The sequence below is a fragment of the Nostoc spongiaeforme FACHB-130 genome, assembly GCF_014698475.1.
Taxonomy (GTDB): Bacteria; Cyanobacteriota; Cyanobacteriia; order Cyanobacteriales; family Nostocaceae; genus Nostoc_B; species Nostoc_B spongiaeforme.
Genome location: NZ_JACJTB010000023.1, coordinates 12,964 through 31,112, shown reverse-complemented (window position 1 = coordinate 31,112; position 18,149 = coordinate 12,964). Strand labels below are relative to the sequence as shown.

Here is an 18,149-nt window from a genome sequence, read left to right as displayed (position 1 = left end):
TTGCTTGTACTTCACTAGAATAAGAAACGCTATAACTTTTGCCTTTTGCCTTTTAACTTTTAATTTCTCTAAGCAACTAACCCAGAACGTAACGCCCGCACGGCGGCTTGAGTACGGTCATCAGCGCAGAGTTTGTTTAAGATGTTGCGGACGTGGGTTTTAACTGTACCAACTGTAATGTAGAGTTTTTCGGCAATTTGACCGTTACTGCAACCTGCAACAATTAATTCTAAAATTTCTAATTCTCGCTGAGTTAGGGGATAGGTTTCAAGAACTTGTTCGTATTCTGTGGCTAAGGCTTCAATTTTCACGGTCTTGGGTTTGTCACCATTTTGGGCTTCACCGGGAATACCTTGGCGCATTTTACGTAAGACTACATTAGCGATCGCCGGATCAATCCAAGAGTTACCACTGTAAGTTGCTTGGATGGCTTCTGTTAACTTGCTAATACTAGTTTCTTTCATATAGTAAGAGTCTGCACCAGCCGCAAACGCCGCCAATACCGCATCCTCTGTATGATCCATTGTCAAAATCAGGATTTTGGTAGCTGTTTGTCCAGTTTCAGCTTGATAACGTCTATATTTACGGGTAAGTTCAATCCCATCCATATCAGGTAAGCCAATATCTACCACTGCGACATCTGGCTTTGCCGTTTCTAACAGTTTCATTCCTTGGGTGGCGTTAGCAGCTTCTCCAATTACTTTTAACCCGCTTTGCGACTGTAATGCAGCCTTTAGCCCCATTCTGGTTAAATCGTGATCCTCAATTAAAATAATGCTGATTTCGTTCATCACTAAACTCACTCTTCCTATGATTCGCGTCTTTTGAAGTACGCTTTTGTCAATAAATTAATCTATGTTTTTCCAAACCAAAGATAGATGATATGCCAATGCCTTTGCATCCACCGATAGAAGTATGATTTTCCCAGTTTTTAAAATGGATAGATACAAATATCTAGCCAGAGATGTATGGATATTTTACAACCAAATATGAAATATTTATCTCAATTTCTCGCCTTTAATAACCTTTTGTAATATTTAGCATAATCATTGATAGTTCTTGTAGAGAGGTTGTATACAACATTTCTACATCATCTACAGAGTGCAGTTTATTCTAGAATTGGTATAGCTATCCTCAATGATTTACAAACATCTCTCTCTTGTCTCTTTTGTTCACATATCAAATAGGACTGCTAGCTCACCCTTGCTACCACCAGTAAATCTGTAGATCATCAAGTGGAAATATTGAGAAACAAGCGGCTGATTAAATTTTACTCTTCCACTCACGACCTTGATTCTGAATGAACAATATCGCAATCCTAAATGAATTACAAACATCTCTCCCTTCTCTACCTTGTCGCCCTTGCCTCTGTTATTCACATATCAAATAGGATTGCTATAGTAAACCTTAAATTTTAGGCTGCGTTGTAGCAACACTGAATGCACCGAGAAAGATGGTGCGTTAAGGCTAGTTCTCAAGTTCTTAAGCACCACAATCCTGATATAGCCGTAACACACCCTACTTAATATTCCCTTTATAAATAGCCTCTGAATGAATAATAGTGTGAATTAGCAGGTCATTTGCCAGGATTGTTGATTAACCAAGATAGACGTAAGAGAGTCAAACAGTTCAAGCTGATGGTGCAAAACATTTGTTTACAACTCTCACTAATGGCTGAGGACAGGCATTAACAGGCTCATTTACAATGATAGTGAGCTTAAATCAGGCTTTTTCGCTTATGATTATTAAGTTATTAATTACTAATAATAAAAATATTGTAATTAATTAATTATTAATAATCAAGTTTATTTTCATAAGTGATTTAACTCATAATCACAAAAAGTTGAGTGGTTGCCAAAAAACATGCTGGAAAGAGTGATTAATATATTACTAGTGGAGGATGATGAAGTTGATGTGATGAATGTCAAGCGTGCCTTTAAAAAAGTTAATATTACTAATCCATTGTATCTAGCCAGTAATGGTTTAGAAGCTCTCGAAATGTTGCGGAACGAGTATGGTCAAAACCCAAGTGTACCAACAGAGCGGCGCTTGATTTTATTAGATTTAAATATGCCAAAAATGAGCGGCATCGAATTTCTGCAAGAATTACGTTCTGATCCAAAATTATGTACCACGCCTGTAGTAGTAATGACTACCTCAAATCAGGATCAAGATAGGGTACAAGCCTACAACTTAAACGTTGCTGGCTATATCCTCAAACCACTTACATTCAATAAATTCGTCGAGACAATGACCACATTGAATAAATACTGGATATTGTGCGAAATACCTTAAATAACTAAAAATTGATAGGAAATATGTATAAACTATATTTTCTTTAAACAAAGACTAATAATCAGAGTCAAGATAATTACCGAATTGAGATATTATTTTGTTAATCAATATAATAATGTCCATTTAAAAAATGCTACTTGAATTCGTATATCCAAACTTGTAACTCACATCTCAAAATTTTTATTTGGATAGACACAAAATAAAAATGATAGACATTAAACCGCATTGGACAGCGAAAATAAAAACAAATGGAAGAAACGCTGAGAATTTTGGTTGTAGATGATGATGAAGTAGACCGGATGGCAGTACGCCGTGCTTTGATGCAAGCAGGTGTCAAAATGGAACTGTCAGAGGCTGGTAATGGCCATGAAGCACTATTAGCGTTGGCAAGTATCACCTTTGATTGTGTTTTCCTGGATTATCGCTTGCCAGATCAAGATGGTTTAACACTGATTCGCCGGGTACAAGCATCAGAAATCAAAGTTCCTTTAGTGGTTTTGACTGCACAAGGTGATGAACAAATTGCTGTTGAATTGATGAAAGCTGGCGCGACAGATTACTTGGCTAAATCAAGAGTATCTTCCGATACATTAGCGCAAATTTTACGCAATGCTATGCGGGTATACCGTGCTGAAATGCAAGCAAATTTAGCACTGCAACAGTTAAAAGAAAGTCACGAACAACTGATCCGCAAAAATCAAGAACTCGAAAGACAAAGACAACAAATTCAAATCCAAAATTTAAAATTAATCGAAGCATCAAGGCTAAAAACACAATTTTTAGCTACAATGTCCCATGAATTGCGAACACCGATGAATGCAATTATTGGGTTTTCACAAATTTTATTGCGACCAAAATTCGGGCAATTATCGCCTCAACAAACCGATATGGTCGAGCGCATTCTCAATAATGGCAAGCATTTATTAATGTTATTAAATGAAGTTCTAGATTTTTCTAAATTAGAAGCAGGTAGACTGGAACTAAAAGCCGAATTATTTGATGTAACGACAGTCATAAATGGCACTGTCAAAGAAATGCAATCTCTAGCAGAAGCTAAAAAATTAGCTTTGCAAGTCCAGATAGATTTAGAAAACCCTTGGGTATTTAATGACTCAGTACGTGTGCGGCAAATTTTAGTAAATTTGCTGTCGAATGCCATCAAATTTACCGAAGCAGGTTCTATCTGGTTAGAAGTTGAAGAACTGCCAGAAAATCGCATAGCGATCGCAGTTCGTGATACAGGTATTGGTATCGCTCCCAAAGATTTTCAACACATTTTTGAAGCCTTTCGCCAAGTTGATCAAAGCCTCACACGCAAATATCCTGGCACAGGCTTGGGTTTGGCAATTGTCGATTCCTTAGTGCGAATGATGAATGGCAAAATCTTGATCGATAGCCAATTAGGAGTCGGTTCGATGTTTAAAGTCGAGCTACCCAGACAAATATTAGCCAAAGATATAACCGGAAAAATCCCGGCTTTAAATGTTGATGGTGAGCATATTTTTTTCTCGGCTCATAATCCCCATAAATCTTCTCCCCCATCTCGTCGTTCATCGATGAGGTATCCCAATTTAAAACTATAAATCCCTAGCACAAAAGTAAATTAATCATGTCTGTTGTGGAAAAGTCTCAAAAAGTTGATCGCATTCTTGCCGTTGATGACACTAAAGATAACCTAATCTTAGTGCAAACAATTTTAGAAAGTGAAGGCTATCAAATCGATTTAGCAACCGACGGGAAATCAGCTTTAGAATATGTAGAAAAGTCTCCACCAGACTTGATTCTGCTGGATGTGATGATGCCAGGGATGGATGGTTATGAAGTGACAGATCGCATTCGTAAGAATCCGGCGATTAAAATTTATATTCCCATTCTGCTGATTACAGCCTTTCATGAATCTAGTGTAGTGGAGGGACTAGATGCAGGTGCAGATGATTTTATTCGCAAACCTTTTGATACAGATGAACTACTGGCAAGAGTGCGATCGCTTTTGCGACTCAAGCGCAGTTTAGACGAACAAGATAAAATGGCTCGCCAACGGGAAGACTTTGTATCACGTCTTACCCATGATTTGCGTACCCCCTTAGTAGCAGCAGATCGGATGCTGGGTTTGTTTCTGGAAGAAACATTCTGCAAAATTTCGCCGGAAATGAAACAAGCCATCTCCGTCATGATTCGCAGCAACAAAAATCTAATGCAAATGGTCAATACCTTGCTAGAAGTGTCTCGTATGGATGCAGGGAAAAAGACCTTTAACGATGACGTTTGCAATTTACCCGAAATCATTCAAGAAGTAGTCAGCGAATTAGCACCCCTGACGAGTGAGAAAAATTTAAATGTCACAGTAGACACCAGTGGTTTAGCCAACAATCCCACAAATCCCGGTGTGGTGATGGGTGATCCTTTAGAACTGCGCCGTGTGTTCAACAACCTCCTGGGTAACGCCATCAAATTTACTGATACAGGCGGAATTACAATTCGGATGTCAGAAAATGCAGACAGCGCCACAGGCAAAACCTGGGTAATCATCGCCGTGGAAGATACAGGCTATGGTATCGCCCCCGAAGACCAAGCAGGTATATTCGAGCGATTTCGTCAAGGGAGAAATAAACGCTCTGGTAGCGGTTTAGGGTTGCATCTTTCCTACAGAATTGCTGAAGCCCACGGTGGTAATATTACCGTTGCTTCCGAACTAAGTAAAGGCAGCGTGTTTACAGTGCGACTACCAAAAAGTATCTAAGTTAAGTGCTGAGTGCTGAGTGGCTTACACTGAGCGGAGTCGAAGTGTAAGTGCTGAGTTATGATTTAGCCTTCCTTCAGCCTTGTTTTCCTATTCCCTCGCCTCTAGTCGCTCATCATTGGAACAAGGCTCTAGTTTTCCCCTCAAAAGACGGCGAACTACAGTTTCTAAATCTTCAATCAAAAATGGCTTGCTAATGTAGTCATCAAATCCAGCCTTGAGAATGCGTTCTTTGTCTTCTCTAGTGGCTAAAGCCGTCACTGCGAGTACGGGAATTTTACAAGTTAGGGGATCTTCCTTGAGATAATGTATAACTTCAATTCCACTGAGGCTAGGTAACAAAATATCTAACATGATCAAGTCTGGCTGATACTCTTTAGCTACCAAAAATGTTGAGGAACTGTCTGATTGACAGATGAATTGACAGCCAAGTGACTCAAGAGCATAACTAATCAGCAAAAGATTATCATCATTATCTTCCACTGCCAAAATTAAAGGCTGCTGAGAGTGCTGCTGCTTGCTATCACTGATTAATGAATGTGCTAGATACATCTTTTCTCCAGAAAAATCAATGGGGATTTATCGTCTCTTGTGATTTTGCAGACGAGCCATCCCACAAGGGATAGGATGGAGGGAATTGAGAATTAGTGTTTAGATGATTTTTTGCAAGTTGAGTTATGAGTACAGTCTATCTACAATCTCAAATCTAAAATCTCAAATTGACAGACTTTTATAGGTTGAGCAGACACTTCTCGATTATACGCAAAATTACATAATTTTTTGGGAAAAGCTTATCATAATTTGATATAAAAAAATCTAATTTAGATTATGGTCTATCTTGAGGCGATCGCTATCACAGTTAAAGATACAAACTCATAAGTATAGTTACTCGGTAATGTTGGGAGCGATCGCTATTAATTCGCTACAAAACATCAATCATACTCTTACGGCTATCCGAGTTAGTCAAAGAATATTTTGTACCTGATCTCCAGAAATTATCAAATATTGTTTATTCAATATTCACAGTAGAAAAACTCAAAATCTCGATTTGTGAGTTCGCATAAGTTCACTCATACCTGCATCTCACAATTTAATTTCATTGATAAAAGAAAAATTTGACTATTAATACATAATGAACCGGATAAATCAGATATAACAACCCATGAAAGCAATTGAAAACTTAATTCCCAGATTCTATCAATGTAGTTCAATAAATTCACAATGGAATCATTCAGCACACTTAACAGTAGCAATATGTTATCTCACTCAGTATGAATAACACTCAGCCATCAATCTAATTCACCAAGGTATTGAGAACTACAACACAGTGGTGAATATCCAGAGTACATCTAACCGTGGCTATCATGAAACTTTGACACTATGTTGGATTCATATAGGAATCCGATTTGATTTCCGAATCTAGTTGTGTAGGCTGGGAGTAGGGAATGGGGAGTAGGGAGTAGGAAAAAAGCCTGACCTGGGTGTACTGGTTTTTTTCATAAATCAAATATGAGTCCTATAGTTCGTCATTCTTTAGCTCTATCTTCCTTGTCTCCCTTGTCCGCCTTGTCCCTTAAAGTTTAAAGGGTGCAAAGGTCTATTTCTTCAAAACCCTTACACCCCTACATTTAATATTGCGGCTGAGTCTCAGGAGTTGGCGGATTTTGATTATAAGCTTCTGCTTCTGGGGTTGGCGCAGTATTTGTCTGCGGTGGCTGATTATTATTTGTCACAGCAACTTTGAATTTCGGCATCTTATATATTTTTGCCAAAGCTTCAATCAACGAAAAATCATAGACACTCAAAGCTTTATCATCATAGCAATTAGGAGCATCGGGAGATGTAGTCATCATCTCCGGTACTAGACTTGTGAGTGCTTCGGGAACATTCTGAATATTTTCTGTATATTTCATCTGCTCGGTTGTGATGTGTGCAAAACACAAAGCTCGAATCTTCAGAGCATCCTTGTCAGAAATTTTCAGATAGTTTAACTCATCTAAATTGGACTTGAATAAACCTGCTACACCTTCAGTCCAATAACGCTGACGATATTCTTCATCTTGAAAAACAGCGTTGTCTTTTGGTGATACCATTAAATCTTTAACTGCGGCGATGATTGCGCCATTTGTGCGAGCTAGTTGCGTCAAATTCAATAACTCTTTGTTGATTTTTTCGGGGGTTTGCTCATTTTTAGCCAACAATTTGAAGATTTTTAGCGAAGCACGTTGGTTAAACAGATGAGCTTGTCTGAGGTTTTCATCCGTGATTGAAGGTTGAATCCTGGAATCAGGTGGATTTTTGAGAAAGAAATCAACCATACTGAGTCGCGCATAACGAGTCATACCTTCAATATTGTCCAGAGCTGCTGCTTTTTTGTAATATTCTTTCGCTTTTACTATATCTCCTAAATGTTCCGCAGAATCTCCTAAACCAATTTCTACTTTTGCTTTGTCTTCGTCACTATTGATGAATTTTTTGGCCTGAAGAAAACTATCTTGAGCTTTCAGCCAATTAGTATTTTGTAAGTATCCTTGTCCTTGAGCGATATAAATTTTTCCCCAGGCGGGTAATGATGCAGCCACAGAACCTGTAATAGCTGTCATACCAGCCGCGATCGCTAAGGCTGTAGGTGCTTGTTTGGTGGGAGGTAACTGTAAGTTAGTAAAGAGTTTTTCGAGGGTTTTTCGACCACCACTAGTCAAAGCTGCTGCGCCACCTGCGCCTAAACCAATAACTTGCAATACCGCCGCCATATTTTGTGATAAGTCGGCTTGTTGAGTTTCTTGTCCTTCGACTTTCTGGAAAAATACTTGGCTGCTATAGGCTGTAAACGCCGCGCCAACACCTAGACAAAGTACAGCCAAAGTATTGAGTAACCAGTCACGGCGTGTCCCTGGTTCTTCTTCCGAACCGACGATCGCAGGTTTGAGTTCCCACCACCAGCGATTTTGGCGTTTTAAGCTATCTTTCCATTGCCTGATTTGGTTATCTTTGTTGAAATCAAGGCGATATTGTTTTAATTTGTTGTCTAAAGCAATGAGTTGTCTTGCTAGTTTTTCAGGAACGGGTTTATTTCGATATGCTTGTTCTAGAGCTTCTTCTACTCCATCACGCGCCAAGAGCGTTTCTAAAAGTTGATCAGAAGAAGGCGGTTTACTAGTTTCAACGATCTCAACTGTTTTCTCGTAACGTGCGATCGCTTCATTCGGTAACGGAACAGAACGGGTAAAAGACCACCACCAACTCATTTCGGGTGGTTTCAGGTTATTTTTCCATTCATCAACAATATCATCGTTAGCAAAAGACCAAGATTGCGCTTTTAACCGCTTGTCTAATTCAATGATTTTTTCGGTTAAATGACGTGGTGGTTGTTGTTGCTTATTCCAAGCTTTTTCCACTGCGTCTCTTGCTAGTAGTACTTCTAAGAGTTCTTCCGAATTCGCATGTGGGGGAGATTCCATCACTTGCAAAGCAGCTTCGTAACGTTGAATTGCTTGTGCTGGTAGTGGTTCAGTGTCGCTAAGTTCCCACCACCAAGTATTAGGTGTAGTTTTACTTAAGCTTTTTTTCCAGTACTCTAATTTACCATCTTTAGTAATTACATCGGCGAGCGATCGCAAACTCTCATCTAAATCAATGACAATTTTAGCGATATGCTCTGGTAAAGGTTGATTATCACGGGAAGTTTCAATTGCGTCCCGTGCTAGTAATACTTCTAAAATTTGTTCTTGAGTCGGATGGGGAAGCGACGCTGACAATGCAGAGATAGCTTGTTGATAGCGTTTTGCCACTTGGATTGGTGACATCGCTAACGGATATTTTAAATGCCACCACCACATATTCGGCGGTGCATTTAAGCTATCTTTCCATTGTGCTAATTCATCATCTTCACTCAGCACTTTGGCTTGTGCTTTCAGGCGCTCATCTAAACTTAATAATCTTGCGTAACTACTACCAGTAGGGTTTTGATCAATTTGCCTCTTCTTCTCTACCCCATCACGCGCTACTAATACAGTCACTTTTTGGTCAAATGTTGCTTGTAAAGGCGCTTCTTCTAATGCAATTAAAGCTTCCTCATAAACATCAAGTGCTATATCTAATTGCGATTTTGCTGATACTGAAGGTTGTCCATTTGTATGAACCATTATTTGGATATTCCTTGACTAAGCTATATTTGTATGAGCGATTTTTATGTTTTTATATACTCTGCATTTCTTCTACTTCATCACAAGCATCCGTCTTCAAAACATCACAAATATTAGTGCCACCGCAACGATGACACTAATATCTATATTTGCCACAGTAAATGCTTTACCTTTTATTTTTTATTGTGCTGCCAAAATCAGAATAAAGGTACATCACCTCTCTAGTTCTTTGTGAAAAAATCCTAGTTATTTAGCAGCCTTGGTTCATTAACGCATACCAAGTATTAGGGCCAACAACACCATCAGCCACCAGACCATTAGACATTTGAAAGTGTCGGACAGCATTTTCTGTCATCGGGCCAAATGAACCATCAGCCGCTATCGAATAACCTAATGCTTGCAAAGTTTGTTGCACCATATATACATCTGCGGTTTCACAGCCTTGTTGCAAAAAATAACCTGGATAAGACATTTTCTCTCCTAAGTTTCAAATCTGAAGTTTTTGTCAAATATTTATGACTAATGATATTTTTTATCTCCCTATTCCAGAAATTGAAAAAATAATTTATTAATCACAAATTTTGACTGATGTCCAATTCCAAATCCACCCATCAAATCTCATCAAAATTACTCGATATAGATTTGATATTGTGAATTGATTTGGAATTTCATCTCAAGAAATTAAGTATATTTTTGTTCGCTAATCAGCGAATGTCATCAGTTAAATTACGCAAGAAATGTATGGTGTAACATATTGCAATTGATGAAGCTAATACAACAAGGCAAAAGTCAAAAGTCAAAAGTAAAAAGAAAAAATATTGATACCACAAGCCTTTTAGCAATTCCAGATAGTCTGTTTATTTATGCTTAATTTTTGATGTGTTGCTAGATCCCCGACTTCTTACAACTAATTAGACGAACCACTAGTAGCAGACTTTAAAGCTAACTCAGCGATCAGAATAAAAAACTAGGTTAAAAAACTTAAGATGGATAAATTTTTGGCATCAGCCCCATAATGAATGAGTTTTTAGCTTTGCTAGTATTCTAAAATGACCAAATGCCTTGTTGATGTATAGCTTTCGAGAGGATACGCCATGACTATTTGGGTAAATGAGCAAATTGATCCATCGGGTATGATATATGCCTGCATTGCTTGTTGTAATGAGTCTCAAGCCAAAGATTGTCATGATTCGTTTGAAAAAAATTTGACAGAGCAACAAAAAGCAGATGGTTGGATAGCTAGATTACGGATAGTTGATTCTTGGGATGAAGTACCAGTTAATGCTTTGAAACTCAATTGAGGCGAGAGGTTAGAGGTTAGGAGCTAGAGGCTAGTGAGAATCACGGCTGACGCAGAAAGTCTGCTTGTTGAGACAGGGGGTAAGGGTTTTGCTCATTTATACACTTATACCCCTACATCCCTGAACCATCTTTAAATCTCATCTGGATTAATGCCCAACTCCCGCAACCTTTGTGCTAGTCTCTCAGCACGTTCCTTTTCTTGCTGCAATAACTCCTCTGGTGTAGGTAATCTCTGTCCAACTTCGTCATACCAATATAACCACTCGCGCGTCCTTCCCAGATAAGTACCGCGTTCTCTGCCAAGTGCTAAATTAATTTCTGGCATCCACACCCGTGAACCTGGTTGTAAGATGTATTCACTATTTTCTAAACGATAAACTTCTAAAGGTTCTCGTTTACGCCGATATCTCCGGTTGGGGACGTAAATTGCATAATATAAAATGCCTAACTTCGCGTAGTCGATTTTTTTCTTTTCGTATTCGCCGCCGTAGGTTTGTGAAACAACTTCTAAGGCAAAAATAGGAACAATACCATCTTCTTCCCAGAGAACATAGCTTAAACGTCCCTCTTCACCAATAAAACGTTCTACACCTATGCTGAGAAACCCATCAGGTACTAATTGCGGAGTGTCGGGTGCATAATAAATCCCCATATCAACGCCGAAAAACCAATCGGTGCGTTGACTCCAGACTAAAGCTAAAATAGCTTCTAGTAAATTGGGAATCAGGTTTTGTAGTTCGTTATCCACTGGCGTATCATCAGAGTCGGGTAATTCTGCCGAGGACGGAAGGCAGCTGAGGGGGTTGTACTGTACCATGAAAATCCTCAGTTAAATTAGGTGATTATATTTTAAGGTTAAAATAATCAAGCCTTTGAGAATACCTCACTCTCACCCGAATTTCTCACGTATGGGTAGCGGGTGTGGGGAGAGAGGGGAGTGTGGGGAGTGTGGGGGGAAAGATTTCTTCACTATCCTCCCACCCTTCCCACACCCCTGGATTTCTCACAAGAGAGAAATCCAGGTCTCCGCAGTCGCGTCTTGCCTGTCACAGATAACATTTATATATGAATGCTACACAAGAACAATTAAAAATCAAATTTGAGCAGGCAATGGTAGCTGCTTTTGGCGATGAATACGCCACAGTAGACCCAATTTTAGTACCTGCGGGTAATCCGAAATTTGGTGATTATCAAGCGAATGTGGCTTTATCCCTGAGTAAAAAATTAGGACAGCAACCAAGAGCGATCGCTGCTGCTATAGTTGACAAGTTAGATGTTGCCCAAATCTGCGAACCACCAGAAATTGCTGGCCCCGGTTTTATCAATCTCAGACTTAAAACAGCTTACCTAGAAGCACAACTCAAAGCAATTCACGCCGACTCCCGGTTAGGTGTTCCCCCAGCGAAAACGCCACAGCGAGAAATTGTTGATTTTTCCAGTCCGAATATTGCTAAAGAAATGCACGTCGGACATTTGCGTTCCACCATTATTGGTGATTCTATCGCCCGGATTTTGGAATTTCGCGGACATGATGTTTTGCGGTTAAATCATGTGGGTGATTGGGGTACGCAATTCGGAATGCTCATCACTTACCTGCGAGAAGTTTACCCCCAAGCGTTAACCACCGCCAACGCCTTAGATATCGGCGATTTAGTCAGCTTTTACCGCCAAGCAAAACAGCGTTTTGATGCTGATGAAACCTTCCAAGAAACAGCACGCCAAGAAGTCGTGAGATTACAAGCAGGCGCAGAAGATACAATTCATGCGTGGAAACTGCTGTGTGAACAATCCCGCAAAGAATTTCAAGTTATTTATGACTTGCTGGATATCCATTTAAATGAACGCGGCGAATCTTTTTACAACCCCTTATTACCCAAAATTGTGGAAGATTTAGCCGACTCTGGCTTACTTGTAGAAGACCAAGGCGCAAAAGTTGTTTTCTTAGAAGGCTATACCAACAGAGAAGGTGAACCGTTACCTTTAATTGTGCAGAAAACTGATGGTGGTTATAACTACGCCACCACAGATTTAGCTGCATTGCGCTACCGCATTCAACAAGATGCAGCCAAACGCATCATTTATGTAACCGATGCGGGACAAAGCAACCACTTTGCTCAATTTTTCCAAGTCGCACGCAAAGCCGGCTGGATTCCTGATGATGTTGAACTAGTGCATGTTCCCTTTGGTTTAGTGTTAGGGGAAGATGGCAAAAAATTCAAAACCCGTTCTGGAGATACTGTCCGGTTACGAGATTTACTGGATGAAGCAATCATCCGCGCTCGTGCTGACTTAGAAAAGAGATTACAAGCAGATGAGCGTACAGAAACAACAGAATTTATTGCTCATGTTGCCCAAATTATTGGTATTAGCGCCGTTAAGTATGCCGACTTAAGCCAAAACCGCACCAGTAACTACATCTTCAGCTATGACAAAATGCTGGATCTCAAAGGTAATACCGCGCCTTATATGCTTTACGCCTACGCTCGGATTCAAGGTATTAGTCGTAAGGGTGGAATTAACTTTGAAGAATTAGGATATCAAGCAAAACTTGTATTAGAGCATGAAACGGAATTTGCCCTTGCCAAGTATTTACTGCAATTGGGCGAAGTGATTAGTACTGTGGAACAAGACTTGTTACCAAATCGTTTATGTGAATATCTGTACGAGTTGAGTAAAAAGTTTAATGTGTTCTACGATCGCAATCATGGAGTTAGGGTATTAGATGCGGAAGAACCACAGCGTACATCCCGTTTAGTATTGTGCGATTTAACCGCCAGAACCTTAAAACTCGGATTATCTCTGTTGGGAATTCAAGTCTTAGAAAGAATGTAAGTTAAAAAGGAAGTGTTGAGTAGGAAAGAACAACGAATGACTAAGGACAAGTGACAAATAACTACCTTGACAAGTCAGTGTTTTTCTTACCAACTTGCTTTCCTTCACCTAATTTTCAAGATGCAATGTGTGAGCCTACTGTATCATGAAAAAGATTAAGCGGTGGCAATGAGGTGGAGGCTGTTCAATTTCGGGTGGCATATATCTGCTCATTCAGGATTTAGGACTCAAAACGCAGAACATCTATGTTAGCAGGCAAAATTTTGCAGGGTGGAAAATATACCCTCACCCAAGAAATCGGACATGGTGGCTTTGGTATTACCTTTAAAGCTACACATCACTACTTAGGTCAAGATGTAGTGGTGAAAACTATTAACGAACGCTTGCGGCAACATCCAGATTTTGCCAAGTTCGAGCGCCAATTCCAAGATGAAGCTAGAAGACTAGCTACTTGTATCCATCCCAATATTGTGCGGGTAAGTGACTTTTTTATTGAAGATGGTCTACCCTACATGGTGATGGAATACATTCCTGGGGAAACTTTGGGCAATGCTTTTGTCCTACCAGGGATACCCTTACCGGAAGCCACAGCCATTCACTACATCCGCCAAATTGGGGCAGCTTTACAAGTAGTCCACAATAATGGTTTGCTACACCGCGACATCAAACCAGATAATATCATTCTCCGCCAAGGCACTCAAGAAGTCATATTAATTGATTTTGGGATTTCACGAGAATTTAATAGCGGTGTGAAACAAACTCACACCGGCATAGTTTCCGAAGGCTACGCACCCATTGAACAATACTTGACACAAGCGCCGCGCACCCCGGCTACAGATGTTTATGGTTTGGCAGCAACCTTGTATGCTTTGTTAACAGCACAGGTTCCCATGCCAGCATTATTGCGCGATCGCGAAAAAATGGCATCTCCCAAAGAATTACAACCCCATCTGAGTGCAGCCGTCAATCAAGCTGTGATGCGCGGTATGGCGGTTGATTCCCGTTTTCGTCCGTCAACCGTGGCAGAATGGTTACAACTATTACCAAGTAGTGTGAGCAATGGTGTTCTGCAAAGTGTGGCAACTAATACAGTTGCTACCGTTGATTTATCAATGCAGCCAGGACGGGGGGTTTTTGGTAAGAAACACAAGGAATATCGCTTCAAAAATCCAATCGCCGCCTTGACCAAAACACTCGCAGATTCTAAAGCCTTAGTTGGTGTAACTGTGGCTTTATTTGCCGCAAGTGCGGGGTTTGGCATCACTAATTTATTGTCCTCCCATACCAAGCCAAATTCATCTGCCACACCACTGTTTACTAACCCAGTCACACAATCAAGAGACAATAATTCTAATACCGAGGGTTCACAGTCAACGGCGGAAGCAAATAACACTAACAAAAATACTCAAACAACCACGGCAACCGAATCAGCCTATATTCCCAAACGTCGCCGACAAAACCGCACAGAACCTAAACCACAAACCACAACCAACAGCAACCCCAGCGCCGAAAATACTGCTGCCACCAACTCCGAAACTTCGTCTCAGCAAAATCCCGAACAAGCATCTGTTACACCAAATACTTCACCGACACCATCATTAGTAGATAAACTGAGAGCTTATCGTTCTAATCGAGAAGTTAATCGGGAAAGTGCAGGCAAGCGATCGCCAAATAATACCCCACCTGCCACCACCAATCCAACTACACCCAATCCATCAGGCAAGCGATCGAATCCTGTGGTGATACCAGTACCACCACCTACCACAGAATCAAAAAGCCCAGATTCTTCGGCTGTAGTTGTCCCAACTGTAGAAAATAAGCAAAATTCTGCTCCTGACAGCCCATCCCCAAAAGATGAAAAGTCAACAACAGAAAGTAACACTAGTAACTAAGTACCAGTTGTGAACACAAGGATTTTGACTCAGCACTCTACTTAAGGGTTTAAGGTAAAAACGCTATCATCTGGTGACGGTGTAGGGGCAGGGATAACAAAGGGTAATATCTGGGGGGGTTCAGATGTAGTCGCAGCGTTAGATGGTTGCAACTGTCCAAAACGAATGAAAACACCAATTCCCAAGCCAAAACAAAAGCAAAAACTAATAAAACCAAAAGAAAGTAATTGCATCAATTTTTGGTTTGCCATAATGCACTCCTCAAAAGATGGTATTAGTTTACTGCAACAAAACCGAAACTTGGCAAGAGTGTAAGGGCAAAATCAAGTCAAAAGTAAAAAGTTCAAAGTCAAAAATTCTCTGACTATTGAATTTTGACTTCCCCATAGGGGTGCAGGTGTTCAAAACCCTCAAAACCCTACACCCATTCTTCACAGATAACCTTTGTGCATAAGTCCTTGAAAGCTTGAATAGCAGAAATAATAAAACTTTTACCTCCTGCCTTCTGCTATATGAGTACTGCTATATGAGTACTGCTTTCATGTCACTATGGACAATGAATAATTGACCATTGACCATTGACTTATGACAAATCAAACTCCGATTCCGGTGATTATTAACGGTGCTGCTGGCAAAATGGGTCGTGAGGTAGTCAAAGCAGTCGCCCAAGCACCTGATTTAACTCTGATGGGTGCAATTGACCGTAACCCCGAACTTCAAGGTAAAGATGCTGGGGAACTTGCTGGTTTAAGTGAACCTTTAGAAGTACCAATTACTGACCAATTAGAACCGATGTTGGGGTACGTGGCGGGTGAGCGACAGCTACCACCAGGAGTCATAGTAGACTTTACCCACCCTGATTCAGTGTATGACAATGTACGGAGTGCGATCGCCTATGGGATTCGTCCGGTTGTCGGAACTACAGGCTTAAGCCCCGAACAAATTCAAGATTTAGCCGACTTTGCCGAAAAAGCTAGTACTGGTTGCTTGATTATTCCTAATTTCTCAATTGGGATGGTGTTACTCCAACAAGCCGCCGTCACCGCATCGCAATATTTTGACCATGTAGAAATTATCGAGTTGCACCACAACCAAAAAGCTGATGCACCCAGTGGTACAGCAATTCAAACTGCTCAGTTACTAGCAGAGATGGGTAAAACTTTTAACCCGGCAATTGTCCATGAAACCGAGAAAATACCAGGAGCTAGAGGTAGCCTCGCTGATGAAGGGATTAGAATTCATAGTGTACGCTTGCCAGGATTAATCGCTCATCAAGAAGTAATTTTTGGTGCGGCTGGTCAAATTTATACCTTACGCCATGATACAAGCGATCGCGCCTGCTATATGCCCGGTGTATTACTGGCAATTCGCAAAGTCTCACAGTTAAAGTCGTTAGTGTATGGTTTAGAAAAGATACTTTAAAAGAAGAATTCAGAATGCAGAATTCAGAATGCAGAATATTCTGACTCCTGAATTCTGACTCCTTGTTAAAAACTAGCACTCAACACCCAGCACCCATGCTTGTTCCACTGACTCGCCAGAAATTTGAACAAATTATCCCCCTCATTGCTACTGGTCAGCAGTACAAGTACTACTGGGGGAAATTTTCTAATTTTTTACAGCGACTATTAGTTTCGGTAGTTTCTGTAGTTGTGATTTTACTAGTAAAAGCCCTGTTTGGGCTGGATTTTGGCCCCATCCTATTTTTCTTGGGGGTTCTTGGGGCGATGTTTTGGCTGTGGTACCCAGTGTTTCAAGCCAGTGTGCGAAATGCCAAATGTCGTCGTTATAAGTACAGTGGCTTTTTCCGGGGACGAATATTAGATTGGTGGATTACAGATAGATTGATTGGTAAACAAGAAACTGTCAACAGCAAAGGCGAATTGGTAATTGTTGAAAACCGCGAGAAACGCATAAATCTAGAGGTTGGTGATGATACAGGGTTTAGTGTTGAGTTAGATGCACCTCTGCGGCCTTATCATAAAGCGATCGCCCGTGGTCAAATAGCAGAAATGATTGTTATGTCCAATCGTGCCGATTTAGGCACCATTGAAGATTTCAGCGATGTTTACATTCCCAACCGCGACATCTGGGTTAACGATTATCCCTATCTCCGCCGAGACTTCTTTTCAGAAACCAGCCGCCGCATCCGCGAAGACCAACAAGATAGACCACGGCGACGGCGGCGGAAGTATGAAGATTAAAAAAGTTAAAAATTAAAAGTCAAAAACTGTTTTTTTCCTTTTGCATTTTTACTTTTAACTTACCTAATTTCCCCGACTCGCATTCTGTCCGTAAGCTTGCCAAGCCAAATCCACCAGTCCATCAACAACAGCAGCAGCAACAACGGCATTTCCTTTGCGACTTTCAATAGTAATATAAGGAACTAAAGAATCTTGCAGGCGGCTTTTATCAGTATCTACATCAATAAATCCGACTGGAGTCGCAATGATTAAAGCTGGGCGAATTTCTTCCGCTTCAATCAAATCTATTAGTGCTGTTAGTGCTGTTTGCGCCTGACCAACTACAAAAATGCCCTCTGGATAACGCTTGGCAAGAGTTTCAATTCCCCATGCTGCCAGTGTTTTTTCCTTTTGCGGACGTGTGACAGTTTCCATGCTGCAATAGACTGGGTTAGCGAACGTGCTTTGGATGTCGGAAGCAATACCTACCTGTACCATTGGGACATCTACTACAATTGTGGTGCGTGCTGCTAATGCTGCTGCACCAGCTTGTAAAGCATGTTCCGAAAACCGAATTAAAGATTTATATTCAAAGTCAGCAGTGGCGTATATCACCCGCCGCACAATTTCATACTCTGCGGGTGAAAAGACATGATCGCCAATTTCACTATCGATGATTGCTAAACTTTGAGCATCAGTTACGTGCCATTCCATCACTATTCAGCGCCGATATACCAGCTTTCAGCTTATCAGCTAAGAG

At 40.5% G+C, this 18,149-nt stretch carries 15 protein-coding genes; 8 read left to right on the top strand and 7 right to left on the bottom strand.

Going from position 1 to position 18,149, the window contains the following annotated elements; all coding sequences use genetic code 11:
* Positions 1-68: 68 nt before the first annotated feature.
* Positions 69-791: a response regulator transcription factor gene (locus H6G74_RS17315; RefSeq protein ID WP_062295850.1), complete on the bottom strand. Its 723-nt coding sequence runs from the start codon at positions 789-791 to the stop codon at positions 69-71.
* A 1,072-nt stretch (positions 792-1,863) separates the two neighbouring features.
* On the opposite strand from H6G74_RS17315, the gene H6G74_RS17310 reads away from it, so the two are divergent.
* The 3 genes from H6G74_RS17310 to H6G74_RS17300 all read left to right on the top strand — a co-directional run bounded on the left by H6G74_RS17310 (position 1,864) and on the right by H6G74_RS17300 (position 5,035).
* Entirely contained in the window at positions 1,864-2,295 is a 432-nt protein-coding gene (locus H6G74_RS17310; RefSeq protein WP_190968849.1) for a response regulator, read from the top strand.
* 248 nt (positions 2,296-2,543) lie between these two features.
* Positions 2,544-3,878 carry an ATP-binding response regulator gene (locus H6G74_RS17305; RefSeq protein WP_190968848.1) on the top strand — a complete coding sequence of 445 codons (1,335 nt, stop codon included), beginning with the start codon at positions 2,544-2,546 and terminating at the stop codon, positions 3,876-3,878.
* Between the two features lie 26 nt (positions 3,879-3,904).
* A complete protein-coding gene (locus H6G74_RS17300; protein WP_190968847.1) occupies positions 3,905-5,035 on the top strand; it encodes an ATP-binding response regulator in 1,131 nt (376 codons plus the stop codon).
* Between the two features lie 90 nt (positions 5,036-5,125).
* Here the strand turns inward: H6G74_RS17300 and H6G74_RS17295 are convergent, their stop codons facing one another.
* The 3 genes from H6G74_RS17295 to H6G74_RS31550 form a co-directional block, all read right to left on the bottom strand.
* Positions 5,126-5,587 carry a response regulator gene (locus H6G74_RS17295; RefSeq protein ID WP_190968846.1) on the bottom strand — a complete coding sequence of 154 codons (462 nt, stop codon included), beginning with the start codon at positions 5,585-5,587 and terminating at the stop codon, positions 5,126-5,128.
* A gap of 1,076 nt (positions 5,588-6,663) precedes the next feature.
* Positions 6,664-9,180, bottom strand: a complete 2,517-nt coding sequence (locus tag H6G74_RS17290; RefSeq protein ID WP_190968845.1) for a hypothetical protein — start codon at positions 9,178-9,180, stop codon at positions 6,664-6,666.
* A gap of 250 nt (positions 9,181-9,430) precedes the next feature.
* Positions 9,431-9,652 (bottom strand): peptidoglycan-binding domain-containing protein, encoded by a 222-nt coding sequence (locus tag H6G74_RS31550; protein WP_190968844.1) that lies wholly within the window; start codon positions 9,650-9,652, stop codon positions 9,431-9,433.
* A 622-nt stretch (positions 9,653-10,274) separates the two neighbouring features.
* Here H6G74_RS31550 and H6G74_RS17280 point away from each other — a divergent pair.
* Entirely contained in the window at positions 10,275-10,481 is a 207-nt protein-coding gene (locus H6G74_RS17280) for a glycogen debranching protein (RefSeq protein ID WP_190968843.1), read from the top strand.
* A 131-nt stretch (positions 10,482-10,612) separates the two neighbouring features.
* On the opposite strand, the gene H6G74_RS17275 is transcribed toward H6G74_RS17280, so the two are convergent.
* Entirely contained in the window at positions 10,613-11,299 is a 687-nt protein-coding gene (locus tag H6G74_RS17275; RefSeq protein ID WP_190968842.1) for a Uma2 family endonuclease, read from the bottom strand.
* Between the two features lie 248 nt (positions 11,300-11,547).
* Here H6G74_RS17275 and argS point away from each other — a divergent pair, with 248 nt between their 5' ends.
* The gene (gene argS, locus H6G74_RS17270; RefSeq protein WP_190968841.1) at positions 11,548-13,314 is read left to right on the top strand and encodes an arginine--tRNA ligase; all 1,767 of its coding nucleotides are present in this window, start codon (positions 11,548-11,550) and stop codon (positions 13,312-13,314) included.
* Between the two features lie 245 nt (positions 13,315-13,559).
* Positions 13,560-15,206, top strand: a complete 1,647-nt coding sequence (locus H6G74_RS17265; RefSeq protein WP_190968840.1) for a serine/threonine protein kinase — start codon at positions 13,560-13,562, stop codon at positions 15,204-15,206.
* Between the two features lie 41 nt (positions 15,207-15,247).
* Here the strand turns inward: H6G74_RS17265 and H6G74_RS17260 are convergent, their stop codons facing one another.
* Positions 15,248-15,457 carry a capsule biosynthesis protein gene (locus H6G74_RS17260; protein WP_190589614.1) on the bottom strand — a complete coding sequence of 70 codons (210 nt, stop codon included), beginning with the start codon at positions 15,455-15,457 and terminating at the stop codon, positions 15,248-15,250.
* A gap of 334 nt (positions 15,458-15,791) precedes the next feature.
* On the opposite strand from H6G74_RS17260, the gene dapB reads away from it, so the two are divergent.
* Together dapB and H6G74_RS17250 are read left to right on the top strand one after the other, a co-directional pair.
* Positions 15,792-16,628 (top strand): 4-hydroxy-tetrahydrodipicolinate reductase, encoded by an 837-nt coding sequence (gene dapB, locus H6G74_RS17255; protein ID WP_190968839.1) that lies wholly within the window; start codon positions 15,792-15,794, stop codon positions 16,626-16,628.
* 95 nt (positions 16,629-16,723) lie between these two features.
* A complete protein-coding gene (locus tag H6G74_RS17250; RefSeq protein WP_190968838.1) occupies positions 16,724-17,410 on the top strand; it encodes a phosphate ABC transporter permease in 687 nt (228 codons plus the stop codon).
* Positions 17,411-17,473: 63 nt separating this feature from the next.
* Here the strand turns inward: H6G74_RS17250 and H6G74_RS17245 are convergent, their stop codons facing one another.
* Positions 17,474-18,103 carry a precorrin-8X methylmutase gene (locus tag H6G74_RS17245; RefSeq protein WP_190968837.1) on the bottom strand — a complete coding sequence of 210 codons (630 nt, stop codon included), beginning with the start codon at positions 18,101-18,103 and terminating at the stop codon, positions 17,474-17,476.
* Positions 18,104-18,149 lie beyond the last annotated feature (46 nt).